The following is a 13,678-nucleotide window of genomic DNA, read 5'->3' as shown; positions in this document are numbered from 1 at the left end:
ACCTGGAAGCGAAAGGTCGTAGGTTCGACTCCTACCTGGGGCACACCTCTCCTACCTGGGGCACACCTACTCGCCGCACACCTCGAACCGGATCCCGGCCGCCTGCAGGCGGGAGAGCAGTGCGTCGCCCATCGCCTGGGCGGTGGTGACCTGCCCGGCGGTCGTCGGGTTGTCGTCGAAGGCGAGGCAGAGCGCCGACTCGGCGAGCATCTTCGCGGTCTCGTCGTAGCCGGGGTCGCCGCCGGAGACGCGGGTGTGCAGGCTTCGACCGTCGCCCTCGGCCACGAAGTCGACCGTGAACCACGACTTCGCGCGCCGGGACTCGTCGGGGCCGTCGCCCTGCTTGACCCGGTCGAGCGCGAGCCGGCGCAGCGGCGGCACCTGCGCGGTCACGAACATCGCCGCCGCGGCCGCGGCCCCGCCGGCGGCGTACCGCAGCGTCTTGGTGCCCGCGAAGTGGGAGTAGCGGAAGTCCGGCCCGTACGACGCGAGCGCGGCGCCGCTGCGGGCGACGACGAAGGGGTCGATCGTCGGGAGCGGCAGCAGCCAGTAGCCGAGCGTCGCATCCTTGTGCGGCTTGCCGGCGACGGCCCGGGCCTTGCGGCCCTCCGGGCGCGGCTCCGCGCGGCGGCGCTCCTGGGTCACCGCCTTGGTCTGGCGGGCCCGGGCGAAGGCTGTCATGGCCGAGTGGAAGGTGCCACCGGAGAAGGTCGCGCTGGCGCGCACCACCCCTCGCACCGACACCGGTCCCCGCGGCTGGAACTGCTGGAGCGTGTAGAGCACGCCGAGGTCGTGCGGGATCGAGTCGAAGCCGGCGGCATGCACGATCCGAGCGCCGGAGGCGACGGCGGTGTCGTGGTGCGCGAGGTACATCCGGTCGACGAACTCCGGCTCGCCGGTGAGGTCCAGGTAGTCGGTGCCGGCGGCCGCGCAGGCGGCGACCAGCGGCTCGCCGTACGTCAGGTAGGGCCCGACCGTCGTGATGACGACCCGGGCGCGCGCGGCGACGTCGGCGAGGGACTCCGCGTCCTCGACGTCGGCGTGCAGGAGCGGGAGGTCGCCGAGCGCCGGGTCGACGTCGGCGAGACGTCGACGCACGTCCTCGAGCTTGGCCTGGTTGCGCCCGGCCAGCCCCCAGCGCAGCCCGTCCGGCGCGTGCCGGGCGAGGTAGTCGGCGGTGAGGCCGCCGGTGAAACCGGTGGCGCCGAAGAGGACCAGGTCGAGCTCGCGGGGTTCGGGCATGCGAGCCATGCTGACACGTGCCCCCACGGGTGCGCCGCGACGTACGCTCGGAGCATGTGCCGCAACATCCGACCCCTCAACAACTTCGAGCCGCCGGCCACCTCGGACGAGGTCTCCGCTGCCGCACTCCAGTACGTGCGCAAGGTCAGCGGCACCACCAAGCCGTCGCAGGCCAACCAGGCGATCTTCGACCAGGCGGTGCGCGAGATCGCGCACATCACCGAGCACCTGCTCGAGGACCTGGTCACCACCGCCCCGCCGAAGAACCGCGAGGTCGAGGCCGCGAAGGCCCAGGCCCGCGCCGAGCTGCGCTACGCCCGGTGACGGTCTCGACAGGCTCGACCACCGAGAGCGGGACGGCGTACGCCGAGGCGCTCGCGCTGCTGCGCGGGCGACCGCTGGTGGTGCTCACCGGCGCCGGCCTGTCGACCGACTCGGGCATCCCGGACTACCGCGGACCCGGCGCGCCGGCCCGGATGCCGATGACCTACCAGGAGTTCGTGTCCGGTCCGGCGGCCCAGCAGCGCTACTGGGCGCGCAGCCACCTCGGCTGGGGACGGATGCGGAGGGCGGAGCCGAACGCCGGGCACCTCGCCCTGGCGCGGCTGGCGCCCGGGCTGCTGATCACCCAGAACGTCGACGGCCTGCACGAGCAGGTCGGGACGCCCCGCCTGGTGGCGCTGCACGGGCGGATCGCGGACGTCGTCTGCCTCGGCTGTCGCGAGACCTCGCCGCGGGCGGCGCTCCAGCAGCGGCTGGCCGACCTCAACCCGGGCTACGCCGAGCGGCACGCCGCGGTCGCCTCCCGGCCCGACGGTGACGTCGACCTCGAGGACACCGCGGACTTCGTCGTACCCACGTGCGGCTGCGGCGGCGTGCTCAAGCCGGACGTCGTCTTCTTCGGCGAGAACGTCCCGCCGGCGCGGGTGGCCCGGTGCTACGACGCCGTCGACGCGCTGACGAGCGACGACGGCGCGCTGCTGGTCGCGGGCTCCAGCCTCACGGTGATGTCCGGCCTGCGGTTCGTGCGCCGGGCCGCGAAGGCCGGGACGCCGGTGGTCATCGTCAACCGCGGCGAGACCCGCGGGGACCCACTGGCGACGTACCGCGTCGACGCGGGCTGCAGCGAGTTCCTGACCGAGCTCGCGGGCTGAGGGTCCTCAGCAGGCGCGGCCGCGCATGTCGCCGAGCAGGTCGACCAGCTCGTGCAGCGACAGGTCGTGGACGTCGGCGTCGAGGCCCTCGACCCGCTCGAGGGCGAGGTCCTCGGGCAGGCGACCGCCGACGGCGAGGGTGTAGATCGTGTCGTCGAGCTCGAACTCGATGCCGCGCACCTGGGCGGCGTAGTAGTCGTCGTCGGCGGTGTGCAGCACCACCGACTCGCGTGGCTCGAGGCCGCGCTCCAACCTGGTCAGGGAATGCCCGACCACCAGCGTGCGCTCACCGCGTACGCCGACCGATGCATCGAGTTCGACGATCTCCATCATGACCTTCCCACTGCCCAGAATGGCAGGCCCCCGTGGCGTCGCGTCCGTGCCACGCCGAGTGGCAAAACTACCCGGCGACTTGCTCGACAAACGCAAGAGACGGACAAGAAACGTCCAGAATTAACATGGTCGCCATGAGGTCGCTCACTCCCGAAAGCACATGAACCACAGGTGTCACAGGCACCTCAGAAGTCCCAGGTCGGGACGTCAGAGCTTGCGGACGAAGATGTGGTCCGCAGCCTCGGGGACGATCTCCGCGGTCTCGCCACCGGAGCCGACGAGCACGCCGGCCTCGGTCGCGACGACCGTGATCGTCTTGTCGGGCAGGGCGCCCACGCGTCGCATCGCGCTCATCAGGATCTCGTCCTTCTGCATCTCCTCCGAGATGCGCCGGACCAGCACCCGCCCCTCGTCCGAGCCGGCCGCGCGCGAGAGCGGCTCGACCCCGTCCATGAACTCCTCGCCGACCTCGTGCTCACCGAGCTCGTCGAGCCCCGGGATCGGGTTGCCGTACGGCGACTCGGTCGGGTGGTCGAGCAGGTCGAGCAGCCGGCGCTCGACGGTCTCCGACATCACGTGCTCCCAGCGGCACGCCTCCTCGTGGACGAGCTCCCAGTCGAGCCCGATCACGTCGGTCAGCAGCCGCTCGGCCAGGCGGTGCTTGCGCATCACCCGCACGGCCAGCCGCATGCCCTCGTCGGTCAGCTCGAGGTGGCGGTCGCCCTCGACGGTCACCAGGCCGTCACGCTCCATCCGGGCGACGGTCTGCGACACGGTCGGCCCGCTCTGGTGCAGGCGCTCGGCGATCCGCGCACGCAGCGGGACGATTCCCTCCTCGACCAGCTCGTAGATGGTCCGGAGGTACATCTCGGTGGTGTCGATCAGGTCGCTCACGTCGCCATTCTGTCTCATCGACCATGGGGCTGGCAGGCTGGCGTCGATGGCTTCCGTCATGTGGTTCCGCCGCGACCTCCGGCTCGCGGACAATCCAGCCCTGGTCGCAGCCGCCGCCGACGGCGCCGTGCTGCCGCTCTTCGTGCTCGACCCCACGCTCTGGGAGGCGGCGGGACCGAGCCGCCGCGCCCACCTCGCGGCCTCGCTGCGCGCCCTCGACGCCCCGCTCGCGGTCGTGGAGGGCGACCCCGTCGACCGGGTGGTGCGCGCCGCACGCGAGGTCGGGGCGGAGCGGGTGCACGTGGCCGCCGACTTCGGGCCGTACGGCATCCGCCGCGACGCCGCCGTCGAGGAGGCGCTGGCCGAGCACGGGATCGAGCTGGTGCGCACCGGCTCGCCGTACGCCGTGGCGCCGGGGCGGGTGACGACCGGCGAGGGCACGCCGTACAAGGTCTTCACGCCGTTCCACCGCGCCTGGGCCGAGCACGGCTGGCGCGCCCCGATCGACGCGCCGACCGGCGTCGACTGGCTGGGTCTCGACGACACCGTCGACGTCCCCGAGCCGGACCTGCCCGACGGCCTGACCCTCCCCGACGCAGGCGAGGCTGCCGCCCGCCGGAAGTGGGCGGAGTTCCTGGACCGGGTCGCGGCGTACGACGAGGACCGGGACCGGCCGGCCGTCGAGGGGACGTCGCGGATGTCGGTGCACCTCAAGTGGGGCGAGATCCACCCCCGCACCCTGCTCGCCGACCTCGGTCGGCTGCGCAGCAAGGGCGCGGAGACCTACCGCAAGGAGCTCGCCTGGCGGGAGTTCTACGCCGACGTGCTCGCCGCGCGGCCGCAGAGCGCCCGCGACTACCTGCGGCCGGAGTTCGCGCGGATGCGGTACGACGAGCCCGGCGACCAGCTGACCGCGTGGCAGGAGGGCCGCACCGGCTTCCCGGTCGTCGACGCCGGCATGCGCCAGCTGCGCGCGACCGGCTGGATGCACAACCGGGTCCGGATGGTCGTCGCCAGCTTCCTGGTCAAGGACCTGCACCTCGAGTGGCAGCACGGCGCCCGGCACTTCCTGCGCTGGCTGGTCGACGGCGACCTCGCCTCCAACCAGCACGGCTGGCAGTGGGCGGCGGGCAGCGGCACCGACGCGGCGCCGTACTTCCGGGTCTTCAACCCGACGAGCCAGGGCAAGAAGTGGGACCCCGACGGCGCCTACGTGCGCCAGTGGGTGCCGGAGCTCGCCGACGTCGCCGACCCCCACGACCCGTCGGCCGACGACCGCGACCGGGTCGGCTACCCGGCGCCGATCGTCGACCACGCCGCCGAGCGCATCGAGGCGCTCGACCGGTGGGAGGAGATCCGCTGACTTTGGTCTGGCCGAGCGTCGACCTGGGGCGGTTCCGACCGGCGTCCGCGCTCCCTAGCGTCGGAGCATGCGCACCGCCTGGCTCCCCGCCCTCGGACTCTTCGTCCTGGCGCCGGTCTGCGCGGAGTACCTCTGGGGCTACGACGACAGCACCGGCCACCCCGGCACGCTCGTCGGCAACCTGATCGTCTTCTCCCCCCTGTACGGCGCGCCCGCGCTGCTGATCCGCGAGGTCGCCCGTCGTCGCGGGCTGGGCTGGCCGGGGATCCTGCTGCTCGCTGCGGCCTTCGGTGTCGTCCAGGCCGCGATCGTCGACCAGTCGATGTGGAGCACCGGCTACCGCGACATCCCCTACTGGGAGGACATGTCGGTCCCGACGTACCTCGCCCCGATCGGGCTCAGCCTCTACCTCGCCCTCTCCTTCGTCGGCGGCCACGTGATCCTCAGCATCGGCTCGCCGATCGCACTGGTCGAGTCGCTGACACCCGGCCGGCGACGCGAGCGTTGGCTCGGGCCGGTCGTGCTCTGGGTGGTCGCCCTCCTCTACGCCGCCGCCTGCGTGCTCGTGATGAAGGACGCCTACGACACCGGCGAGGCCAGCGCCACCTGGGGCCAGCTCCTCGGCTCGTCCGTCGCGGCCGTCGGACTGGTCGTCGCCGCGTTCGTGGTCGGCCGCCGGCCCGCGATGATCGTCCCGGGTGCCGTGCCGCGGCCGCTGCTGGTGTGGGCGGCGGCGTACGCCGCGATGATCGGCTGGGTCGCGATCCCACCGACCCGGATCGGCACCGCGCTGGTCGCGCTGCTCGCCCTCGGCGCCGTGGTCGTCGTCTGGCGCTGGTCGCACCGCGGCGACTGGGGTCCGCTGCACGTGCTCGCGCTCGCGAGCGGCGCGGTCCTCGCGGCCGGGTGCTTCGCGTTCCTGACGACGCCGATCGGCGAGGTCAGCGACGCCGAGAAGTACGGCCACAACGTCGTGCTCCTCGCCCTGATGGTCGCGCTGAGCCTCGGGGCAGCGCTCCGGGCGCGACCCCGGTACGGTCGGAGCCGTGCCTGACCTGCTCGTGCCCCGCCGCTTCTGCGGCCCGCCCTCGTCGGGCAACGGCGGCTACACCGCCGGCGCGCTCGCCTCGCTGGTCGAGGCACCCGCGGTCTCCGTCTCACTGCTCGCCCCACCGCCGCTCGACACCGCCATGTCGGTCGAGGTCGTCGACGGCGCGACGGTCGCGAGCGCCGGCGACGCTCCCGTGGCCCGCGCGGAGGTCTCGGGGCTCGAGGGTGCGGCGGTCCACCCGGTGCCGGTCGAGGAGGCGCGCGCCGCGGAGTCGTCGTACGTCGGGCTGGCGTCGCACCCCTTCCCGACCTGCTTCTCCTGCGGCACCGCGCGCGACGACGGGCTGCGGATCTTCCCGGGCCGGGTCGCCGACCAGGACGGCCAGGCCCGCGTGGCCGCCACCTGGACGCCGGACGAGTCCGTCGCCGACGACCTGCCCGCGGTGACGTGGGCGGCGCTCGACTGCATCGGCGGTTGGGCCGGCGACCTCGCCGAACGCCTGATGGTGCTGGCCCGGATGACCGCCCGCGTCGACGCGCTCCCCCGGGTCGGCGACGAGCACGTGGTGGTCGGGCTCGGCCGGCGTACCGAAGGCCGCAAGACCTTCACCGCCTCCGCGCTCTACGACCCGGACGGCCGCCTGCTCGGGCGCGCGGAGCACCTCTGGGTGGCGGTCGACCCCGCCGCCTTCGCCTGACCGACGCCCTTCCCTAGGATGGAGAGCATGGCTTTGAACGATCAAACGACCGGCCAGGAGTGGTGGCGTCACGCGGTGACCTACCAGATCTACCCGCGGAGCTTCGCGGATGCGAACGGCGACGGCGTCGGCGACATGCTGGGCATCACCACGCGCCTGCCCTACCTGCGCGACCTCGGCGTGGACGCGATCTGGATCTCGCCCTTCTACACCTCCCCGCAGCACGACCACGGCTACGACGTGGCCGACTACTGCGACGTGGACCCGCTCTTCGGCACCCTGGCCGACGCCGACGCCATGATCTCCAAGGCGCACGCGCTCGGCCTGAAGGTCATCGTCGACCTGGTGCCCAACCACAGCTCCACCGAGCACGCGTGGTTCCAGGCCGCGCTCGCCGCAGCGCCGGGCAGCCCGGAGCGGGCCCGCTACATCTTCCGTGACAGCCCCGAGGGCGCGCCGGAGGGCACCCCGCCGAACAACTGGATGTCGGTCTTCGGCGGCCTGGCGTGGACGCAGGTCCCCGACGGGCAGTGGTACCTCCACCTCTTCGACTCCAGCCAGCCCGACTTCGACTGGCGCAACCCCGAGGTCGGCGACATGTTCGTCGACGTGCTGCGTTTCTGGCTCGACCGGGGCGCCGACGGCTTCCGCGTCGACGTCGCCCACGGCCTCTTCAAGGAGGCCAGCCTGCGCGACCACACCAACGAGGACGCGACCGAGCCCACCGCGGACGTCCCGATGGTCGACCGCGCCCTGCGCGACGAGCCGATGTGGGACCAGCCCGAGGTGCACGACGTCTACCGGCGCTGGCACCGGGTGCTCGCGGAGTACGACGGCGACCGGATGTTCGTCGCGGAGGCGTGGACGCAGACGCCGGAGTCGATGGCTCGCTACATCCGGCCCGACGAGTTCAGCCAGGCGTTCAACTTCGCATGGCTGCTGGCGCCGTGGTCGGCGTCCGCGTTCAGCGACGTCATCACCGACACCATGGACGCGGTCGGCATCGTCGGCGGCTCCCCCACCTGGGTGCTGAGCAACCACGACGTCATCCGCCACGTGACGCGGTACGGCGGCGGCGAGGTCGGCCTGGCCCGCGCCAAGGCGGCCACCATGACCATGCTCGCGCTGCCCGGCTCGGCGTACCTCTACCAGGGTGAGGAGCTCGGGCTCCCCGAGGTCGACGTCGCCGACGAGTTCCGCACCGACCCGTTCTTCATCCGCACCGGCGAGGGCGGCCGCGACGGCTGTCGGGTGCCGATCCCGTGGAGCGGCACGACCGCGCCGTACGGCTTCGGCCCGGGCAGCGACCAGCCGTGGATCCCCCAGCCGGACGACTGGGCGACCCTGACGGTCGAGGCCGAGGAGTCGGACGAGGAGTCGACGCTCGCCTTCTACCGGCAGGCGCTGGCGGCCCGGCGTACGTTCGCGACGACGGCGGGTGACGACGTCGAGATGCTCGACCTCGGCACCGACGTGCTCGCGTTCCGGCGCGGACCGGTCACCGTGGTGCTCAACTGCGGCATCGACGCGGTGCGGCTGCCCGCCGGCGACGTGCTGCTGGCCAGCGGACCGGTCGACGGCAAGCTGCCGGCGAACACCGCGGTCTGGCTGAGCTGAGAGTCAGGCGTCCAGCGCGGCGTTGTAGCTGGCGAGCATCCGGACGAACTCCGACAGGTCCTGCTCGGGCCAGTCGCCGAGCCGGTCGTCGAGCCAGCGGCGCCGATCCTCGTTGACCTCGGCGATCCGGGCGGCGGCGTCGGCGGTCACCGAGACCAGCGTCGCGCGGCCGTCGGCGGGGTCCGGGCTGCGGTCGACCAGGCCCAGGTCCAGCAGGTGCTGGACCTGGCGGCTGATCGCGCCCTTGTCGATGCCGAACGCCTCGGCCATCGCGGACGCTCGCTGCGCGCCGTGCTGGTTGAGCCAGGTGAGCATCAGGTACGACGAGGACTGGAGCTCCGGGTGGACGGAGCGGGCCCGCTCCCCGATGACCCGGCGGATCCGGCGGATCATCACGCCGACCTCCTGCTCGAGCCCGCCGAGGAGGTCGGCGCGGACCGCCTCCGACGCGACCTGGCTGGTGGTCACCGCACCGTCTCCTTCTCGATCTCCTGCTCGACCGCGTGGTGCAGCTCCGCCGCGACCAGCGGCGATGCGGCCACCTCGGCGTCGAGGTTGGACGTCCGCAGCGGGACCTCCTTGATGAACAGCACGCAGACCAGGGCGATCAGGGCGAAGGGCGTGGCGATCAGGAAGATGTGACCGAACGCCTCACCGAAGGCCTGCTCCACGAACGCCAGGGCCTGCCCCGAGAGCGTGGTCAGGTCGGGCACGTCGTGGCTCTGCTGGGTGGACGCGCCACCGGTCTCGGCCGCGAGGTTGCTCGCGACCTGGTGGGTGAGGATCGCGCCGAGGACGGAGACGCCGATCGAGCCGCCCATCGAGCGGAAAAAGGCGACGACCGCGCTGGCAGAGCCCATGTCGGACATCTTGACGTTGTTCTGCACCGAAAGCACCAGGTTCTGCATGGTGGCGCCGAGGCCGATGCCCAGGATCGCCATGAAGAAGCCGATCGCGACCAGGCTGGTGGTCTCGTCGACGGTGCTCAGCAGGGCGAGGCCGATGACCACCAGGACCATGCCGCCGACCAGCCACCGCTTCCAGCGGCCGGTGTTGCTGATGATCCGACCAGACACGACGCTCGAGACCGACAGGCCGCCGACCATCGCGATCGACATCAGGCCGGCCTCGGTCGGGCTCATCCCGCGAGCCGTCTGGAAGTACTGGCTCAGGTAGACCGTCGAGCCGAACATCGCCACGCCGATCGCCACCGAGGCGACGGTCGCGAGCGCGATCGTGCGGTCCTTGAAGAGCCGCAGCGGGATCACCGGCTCGGCCGCGACCCGGGCCTCGACGTACACCGCGGCCGCGATCACGGCGAGACCCGCGACCACGAGCAGCGCCGACGTGGCGGAGCCCCAGGCGAACTGGTTGCCGGCCAGGCTGACCCACACCAGGAGGATCGAGACGCCGCCGACGATCAGGGTCGCCCCGAGGTAGTCGATCTGCACCGGGCGCTTGACGACCGGCAGGTGCAGGGTCTTCTGCAGCAGGAAGAACGCGATCACGGCGAACGGCAGGCCGACGAAGAAGCAGCCGCGCCAGCCGAGCGCGGAGTCCACGATCACGCCGCCGATGAGCGGGCCGCTGACCGTGGCGAGCGCGAAGACCGCACCCATGTAGCCCGAGTAGCGACCTCGCTCACGGGGCGTCACCATGGTCGCGATGACGACCTGCACCAGAGCGGTCAGGCCGCCGACGCCGAGGCCCTGGACGACACGGGCGCCGATCAGCACCTCCATCGAGGGGGCGAGCGCCGCGATCAGGGACCCGATCGTGTAGATCACCAGGGCCATCTGGACCAGCAGCTTCTTGCTGAACAGGTCGGAGAGCTTGCCCCAGATCGGGGTGGTGGCGGTCATCGCGAGCATCGTCGCGACGACGACCCACGTGTAGCCGGTCTGGCTGCCGTGCAGCTCGCTGACGATGCGCGGCAGGGCGTTGGTGACGACGGTGCTCGAGAGCATCGCGACGAACATCGCCAGGAGCAGGCCACTCAGGGCCTCGAGGATCTGGCGGTGGGTCATCTGGCCGGAGTCGGCCGCGGAGACGGGTGCAGCGGGGGCGGGTGACGCCTGGGACACGGAAGCTCGATTCACGATCAGTAGAAGGTTGCTGTCGGCAACTATATTCCCGGATCGTTGCCGCCGGCAACCAAATGGAGCGTGTGCCAGCCCACATCACCGGGATACTCCCTGATGTTGGGGCTCGGGGCACCCAGGCAGAACCAGAACGTCAGGGACTATCCCGACGGTTCCTCAGGGAGGGATGGTCAGTCGCGGTCGCGGTCGCGACCGAGGGCCTGGGAGAGCTGGGCGACGAGATCGTCGCTCGGCGAGGCCGCGTTGCGGTTGCTCTCCTCGAGCTGGGCGAGCAGCTCGGCGCGGTGCACCTTGAGGGAGCGGGGCGCGTCGATGCCGATCCGCACCACGTCGCCACGGACCTCCAGGACCGTGACCGTGATGTCCTCGCCCAGGACGATGGACTCCCCCGCCCGGCGACTCAGAACCAGCATGTGCCCACCGTAGCCGAGGTCGACCAGCAGACCGCCTCAGGAACCACCGAGGAGGGGTGCGGCGACCGGCAGACCGGGCTCGTCGAGCACGACCTGGCCGGCGCGGCGGGTGATCGGGTTGACCAGCAGCGGCGCGGCGAGGTTGGCGGTCGTCTCGTGCAGCCCGCTCCCGGCATTGAGCACCAGCAGCACCAGCACGTCGGACGCCGACTCGATCCCGAGGTCCACGACCACGTCGTCGCCCACCTCGGGCGCGTAGTCGGGGAAGAACGCACCCGGCGGTACGACGAGGAAGCGCAGGCCGGGCTCGTCGAGCGAGGTCAGGCTGCACAGGTCGCTGGCACCGTCGAGCTGCACGAGGGCGAACCGGCGGTGGTCGGGGAAGCCCGGCAGCGGGCGCACCATGTCGATCACCGGGATCTCGATCGCGTGGTGCTCGGCCACGGTGTCTCCCACAGTCTCTACCTCAGCTCGGTCGGGAGCGGCCATCATGCCAAGGGCGGGGGTCATCGTCATCGCAGGAAGTCCAAAAGGCTCGGCTGAAGCACCTTCGACGTCGCTCCGAGTGCCGCCTGGTACGCGACCTGCTGGAGGCCGAGTTCCACGGTGGCCTTGGCGAGGTCGACGTTCTCGACCTCCGACAGGGCGTTCTTCAGGGTGAGGGTGGCGCTGTCGGCGACGCTGCGGGCGTTCTCGACACGCACGGTGCGGGCACCGATGTCGGACCGCACGTTGGCGATCCGGTCACCGTCGGTCTTGAGACCGTCGACCGCGGCCGAGATGCCGGCCTGGTCGTTCGTCTTCAACGCGGTCGACAGGGCGTCGAGCCGGTCGAAGACCGAGTTCGGCGAGGTGCCGAACACGTCGGGTCCCTCGACGTCGATGCGGACCCGGGCGCCTTCGGCGATGGTGCGTACGACGCCCGCGCCGACGCCGATGGTGGTGGGGTCGGCCAGGGTGCCGTCGGGGTTGTAGGCCTTGGCCCCGGCGGTCACGCCGCCGAAGATCGGGCGGTCGAGGTACTGCGCGTTCGCGGAGCTGATCAGGCCGGCCCGGATCTGGTCGACCTCGGTCGCCAGCGCCTCGCGCGCCTCGGGTCCCATGGCACCGGTGTTGGCACCCTGGAGCGCGATGTCGCGGGCGCGATTGACCTGGTCGCCCATGGTCGACAGCGTGCCGTCGGTCTGGTCCAACCAGCCCACGGCGTCGTCGGCGTTGCGGACGAATTGCTGCTGGTTCGACAGCGACGACCGGATCCGCATCGCGGTGGTCGCGCCGGTCGGGTCGTCCGACGGGCGGTTGATCAGCCGGCCGGTGGTCAGCTGCTCCTGCGCCTTGGCCACGCGGTCCATCGCGGACTGCATGCCGCCGAACGACTGACGGCTCAGCATGTTCTGGGTCATGCGCACCAGCGTCATCAGCGCCCCACCATCCCGGTGCGGTTGATGAGGGTGTCGAGGATCTGGTCGACCGTGGTCATCACCCGCGCTGCGGCCTCGTACCCTCGCTGCGCCATCACCATGTTCACCGTCTCCTCGTCGATGCTCACGCCGGTGAGCTGCTCGCGCGCCGAGTCGACCTGGGTCGACATCGCCCGCTGGTTGTCCGACAGCCGCTGCACCGAGGCGACGGAGCTGCCGAAGCCGTTGACCAGCCGCTGGTAGCCGTCCTGGATGTTGACCGAGTCGGCGAGACCGGCGGCGTTCCCGGTGTCGGTGTTGCCGCCGGCGAGGCCCGAGACCGCGACCTTGTCCTTGGTGGCGATCACCTTCAGGGAGCCGGCCGGGTCTGCCGGGTCGTAGTCGAAGAAGTCGGTGCCCGGGTTGCCGCTGGCGTCGAAGCCGAGCGCGTGCGCGGCGTTGAACGAGTCGGCGAGCTGGGTCACCAGTGCGTCGAGCCCGGCGGCGTAGTCCGGCAGCACGGTGTCGATCAGCTCGACGCTCGCGGCCAGGTCGCCGCTCGGCGGCGAGACCGCGACGGCGGTGCCGGTGGGCGGCTGCAGCTTGAAGGTGATCGGGTCACCGTCGGCGGTGCCGTCGGGGTTGATGCCGGTCGCGATCTGCAGGGTCGAGGCGTCCTTGCCGGTCACGAGCGCCTGGCCGCCGAGGGAGACGTCCATCCCGCCGTCCGGGCGGACCGTGGCGGTGGCGCCGGTCAGCTCGGAGAGCCGCAGCGCGAGCTGGTCGCGGGTGTCCATGAGCGTCGCGGTGTCGCTGCCACCGCCGCTGGAGGTGGAGATCGTCAGGTTCGTCGAGGCGAGCTGCTTCGCGACGTCGTTGATCTCCTGGACGGTCGCGAGCACGCGCGCCCGCTGGTCGCCCAGCTCGTCCGCGAGGTTGTGCTTCTGGATGTTGAACGCGTCGGCGAGGCTCGCGGCGCTGGAGAGCACCTGGCTGCGCGCCGCGTCCGTGTTCGGGGCGTTGTTGAGGTCCTCGAGGCTCTTCTTGAACTCCTCGACCGCGTTGGCGACGCCGTTGTCCGACGGCTCGGCGATGCCGGTCTCCACCCGGGACATGGCGGCGGCCTTGAGGTCGAGGTAGGTCTGGCGGGCGTGCTCGCGACGGACGCGGGTGTCGAGCAGCGGGTCGACCAGGCGTTCGACGCCGGCCGACTGCACGCCGCTGCCGATCTCGTTCGACCGGGACCACACCGCGGGAGCAGCGGCGGCGCCGACCGTCTGCCCCACGACGCGACGGCGTACGTAGCCGTCGGTCGAGGCGTTGGCGATGTTGGTGCTCGCGATGTCGAGCGCGGCCTGCTGGTAGCGCAGGGCCGACAGCGCCGTGTTGATCGAGGAGAAGGCGCCTCCCAT

The 13,678-nt window shown here is 71.8% G+C and carries 15 protein-coding genes; 6 read left to right on the top strand and 9 right to left on the bottom strand.

All coding sequences use genetic code 11. The features are described from left to right. Positions 1–66: 66 nt before the first annotated feature. Entirely contained in the window at positions 67–1,242 is a 1,176-nt protein-coding gene (locus tag ACFPYL_RS05145) for a saccharopine dehydrogenase family protein (protein ID WP_379151165.1), read from the bottom strand. Positions 1,243–1,296: 54 nt separating this feature from the next. On the opposite strand from ACFPYL_RS05145, the gene ACFPYL_RS05140 reads away from it, so the two are divergent. Together ACFPYL_RS05140 and ACFPYL_RS05135 are read left to right on the top strand one after the other, a co-directional pair. Next, positions 1,297–1,566, top strand: coding sequence for a DUF2277 domain-containing protein (locus ACFPYL_RS05140; protein ID WP_379151162.1), 270 nt, complete (start codon positions 1,297–1,299; stop codon positions 1,564–1,566). Continuing rightward, positions 1,563–2,396 carry a Sir2 family NAD-dependent protein deacetylase gene (locus tag ACFPYL_RS05135; RefSeq protein WP_379151159.1) on the top strand — a complete coding sequence of 278 codons (834 nt, stop codon included), beginning with the start codon at positions 1,563–1,565 and terminating at the stop codon, positions 2,394–2,396. The genes ACFPYL_RS05140 and ACFPYL_RS05135 overlap by 4 nt, the downstream gene beginning before the upstream one ends. Positions 2,397–2,402: 6 nt before the next feature. On the opposite strand, the gene ACFPYL_RS05130 is transcribed toward ACFPYL_RS05135, so the two are convergent. Both ACFPYL_RS05130 and ACFPYL_RS05125 read right to left on the bottom strand, forming a co-directional pair. Further along, the gene (locus tag ACFPYL_RS05130) at positions 2,403–2,726 is read right to left on the bottom strand and encodes a hypothetical protein (RefSeq protein ID WP_379151156.1); all 324 of its coding nucleotides are present in this window, start codon (positions 2,724–2,726) and stop codon (positions 2,403–2,405) included. Positions 2,727–2,936: 210 nt separating this feature from the next. Beyond that, complete coding sequence (locus ACFPYL_RS05125) at positions 2,937–3,623, bottom strand: metal-dependent transcriptional regulator (protein WP_379151153.1); 687 nt, start codon at positions 3,621–3,623, stop codon at positions 2,937–2,939. Between the two features lie 46 nt (positions 3,624–3,669). On the opposite strand from ACFPYL_RS05125, the gene ACFPYL_RS05120 reads away from it, so the two are divergent. The 4 genes from ACFPYL_RS05120 (at position 3,670) to ACFPYL_RS05105 (ending at position 8,351) form a co-directional block, all read left to right on the top strand. Beyond that, entirely contained in the window at positions 3,670–4,986 is a 1,317-nt protein-coding gene (locus ACFPYL_RS05120; protein WP_379151150.1) for a cryptochrome/photolyase family protein, read from the top strand. Between the two features lie 67 nt (positions 4,987–5,053). Next, positions 5,054–6,040, top strand: coding sequence for a hypothetical protein (locus tag ACFPYL_RS05115; RefSeq protein WP_379151147.1), 987 nt, complete (start codon positions 5,054–5,056; stop codon positions 6,038–6,040). Beyond that, on the top strand, positions 6,033–6,734 hold the full coding sequence (locus ACFPYL_RS05110; RefSeq protein WP_379151144.1) for a hypothetical protein: 702 nt from the start codon (positions 6,033–6,035) through the stop codon (positions 6,732–6,734). Before ACFPYL_RS05115 ends, ACFPYL_RS05110 begins: the two co-directional genes overlap by 8 nt. A gap of 27 nt (positions 6,735–6,761) precedes the next feature. Then, a complete protein-coding gene (locus tag ACFPYL_RS05105) occupies positions 6,762–8,351 on the top strand; it encodes a glycoside hydrolase family 13 protein (RefSeq protein ID WP_379151141.1) in 1,590 nt (529 codons plus the stop codon). Between the two features lie 3 nt (positions 8,352–8,354). Here ACFPYL_RS05105 and ACFPYL_RS05100 read toward each other — a convergent pair whose 3' ends face one another. From ACFPYL_RS05100 to flgK, 6 genes are all read right to left on the bottom strand, one after another. After that, positions 8,355–8,819 (bottom strand): MarR family winged helix-turn-helix transcriptional regulator, encoded by a 465-nt coding sequence (locus ACFPYL_RS05100; protein ID WP_379151138.1) that lies wholly within the window; start codon positions 8,817–8,819, stop codon positions 8,355–8,357. Then, on the bottom strand, positions 8,816–10,435 hold the full coding sequence (locus tag ACFPYL_RS05095; RefSeq protein WP_379151135.1) for an MDR family MFS transporter: 1,620 nt from the start codon (positions 10,433–10,435) through the stop codon (positions 8,816–8,818). The genes ACFPYL_RS05100 and ACFPYL_RS05095 overlap by 4 nt, the downstream gene beginning before the upstream one ends. Before the next feature lie 188 nt (positions 10,436–10,623). After that, on the bottom strand, positions 10,624–10,866 hold the full coding sequence (csrA, locus tag ACFPYL_RS05090) for a carbon storage regulator CsrA (protein ID WP_379151133.1): 243 nt from the start codon (positions 10,864–10,866) through the stop codon (positions 10,624–10,626). A gap of 36 nt (positions 10,867–10,902) precedes the next feature. Continuing rightward, on the bottom strand, positions 10,903–11,322 hold the full coding sequence (gene fliW / locus ACFPYL_RS05085) for a flagellar assembly protein FliW (RefSeq protein WP_379151130.1): 420 nt from the start codon (positions 11,320–11,322) through the stop codon (positions 10,903–10,905). Positions 11,323–11,378: 56 nt separating this feature from the next. Further along, complete coding sequence (gene flgL, locus ACFPYL_RS05080) at positions 11,379–12,269, bottom strand: flagellar hook-associated protein FlgL (RefSeq protein ID WP_379151127.1); 891 nt, start codon at positions 12,267–12,269, stop codon at positions 11,379–11,381. A gap of 14 nt (positions 12,270–12,283) precedes the next feature. Beyond that, positions 12,284–13,678, bottom strand: a complete 1,395-nt coding sequence (gene flgK, locus ACFPYL_RS05075; protein WP_379151124.1) for a flagellar hook-associated protein FlgK — start codon at positions 13,676–13,678, stop codon at positions 12,284–12,286.

This window comes from Nocardioides hankookensis, from assembly GCF_042658885.1.
Taxonomy (GTDB): Bacteria; Actinomycetota; Actinomycetes; order Propionibacteriales; family Nocardioidaceae; genus Nocardioides; species Nocardioides hankookensis.
Note: the sequence above shows the minus strand (reverse complement) of the source record. Positions and strands in the feature narration are given on the sequence as shown.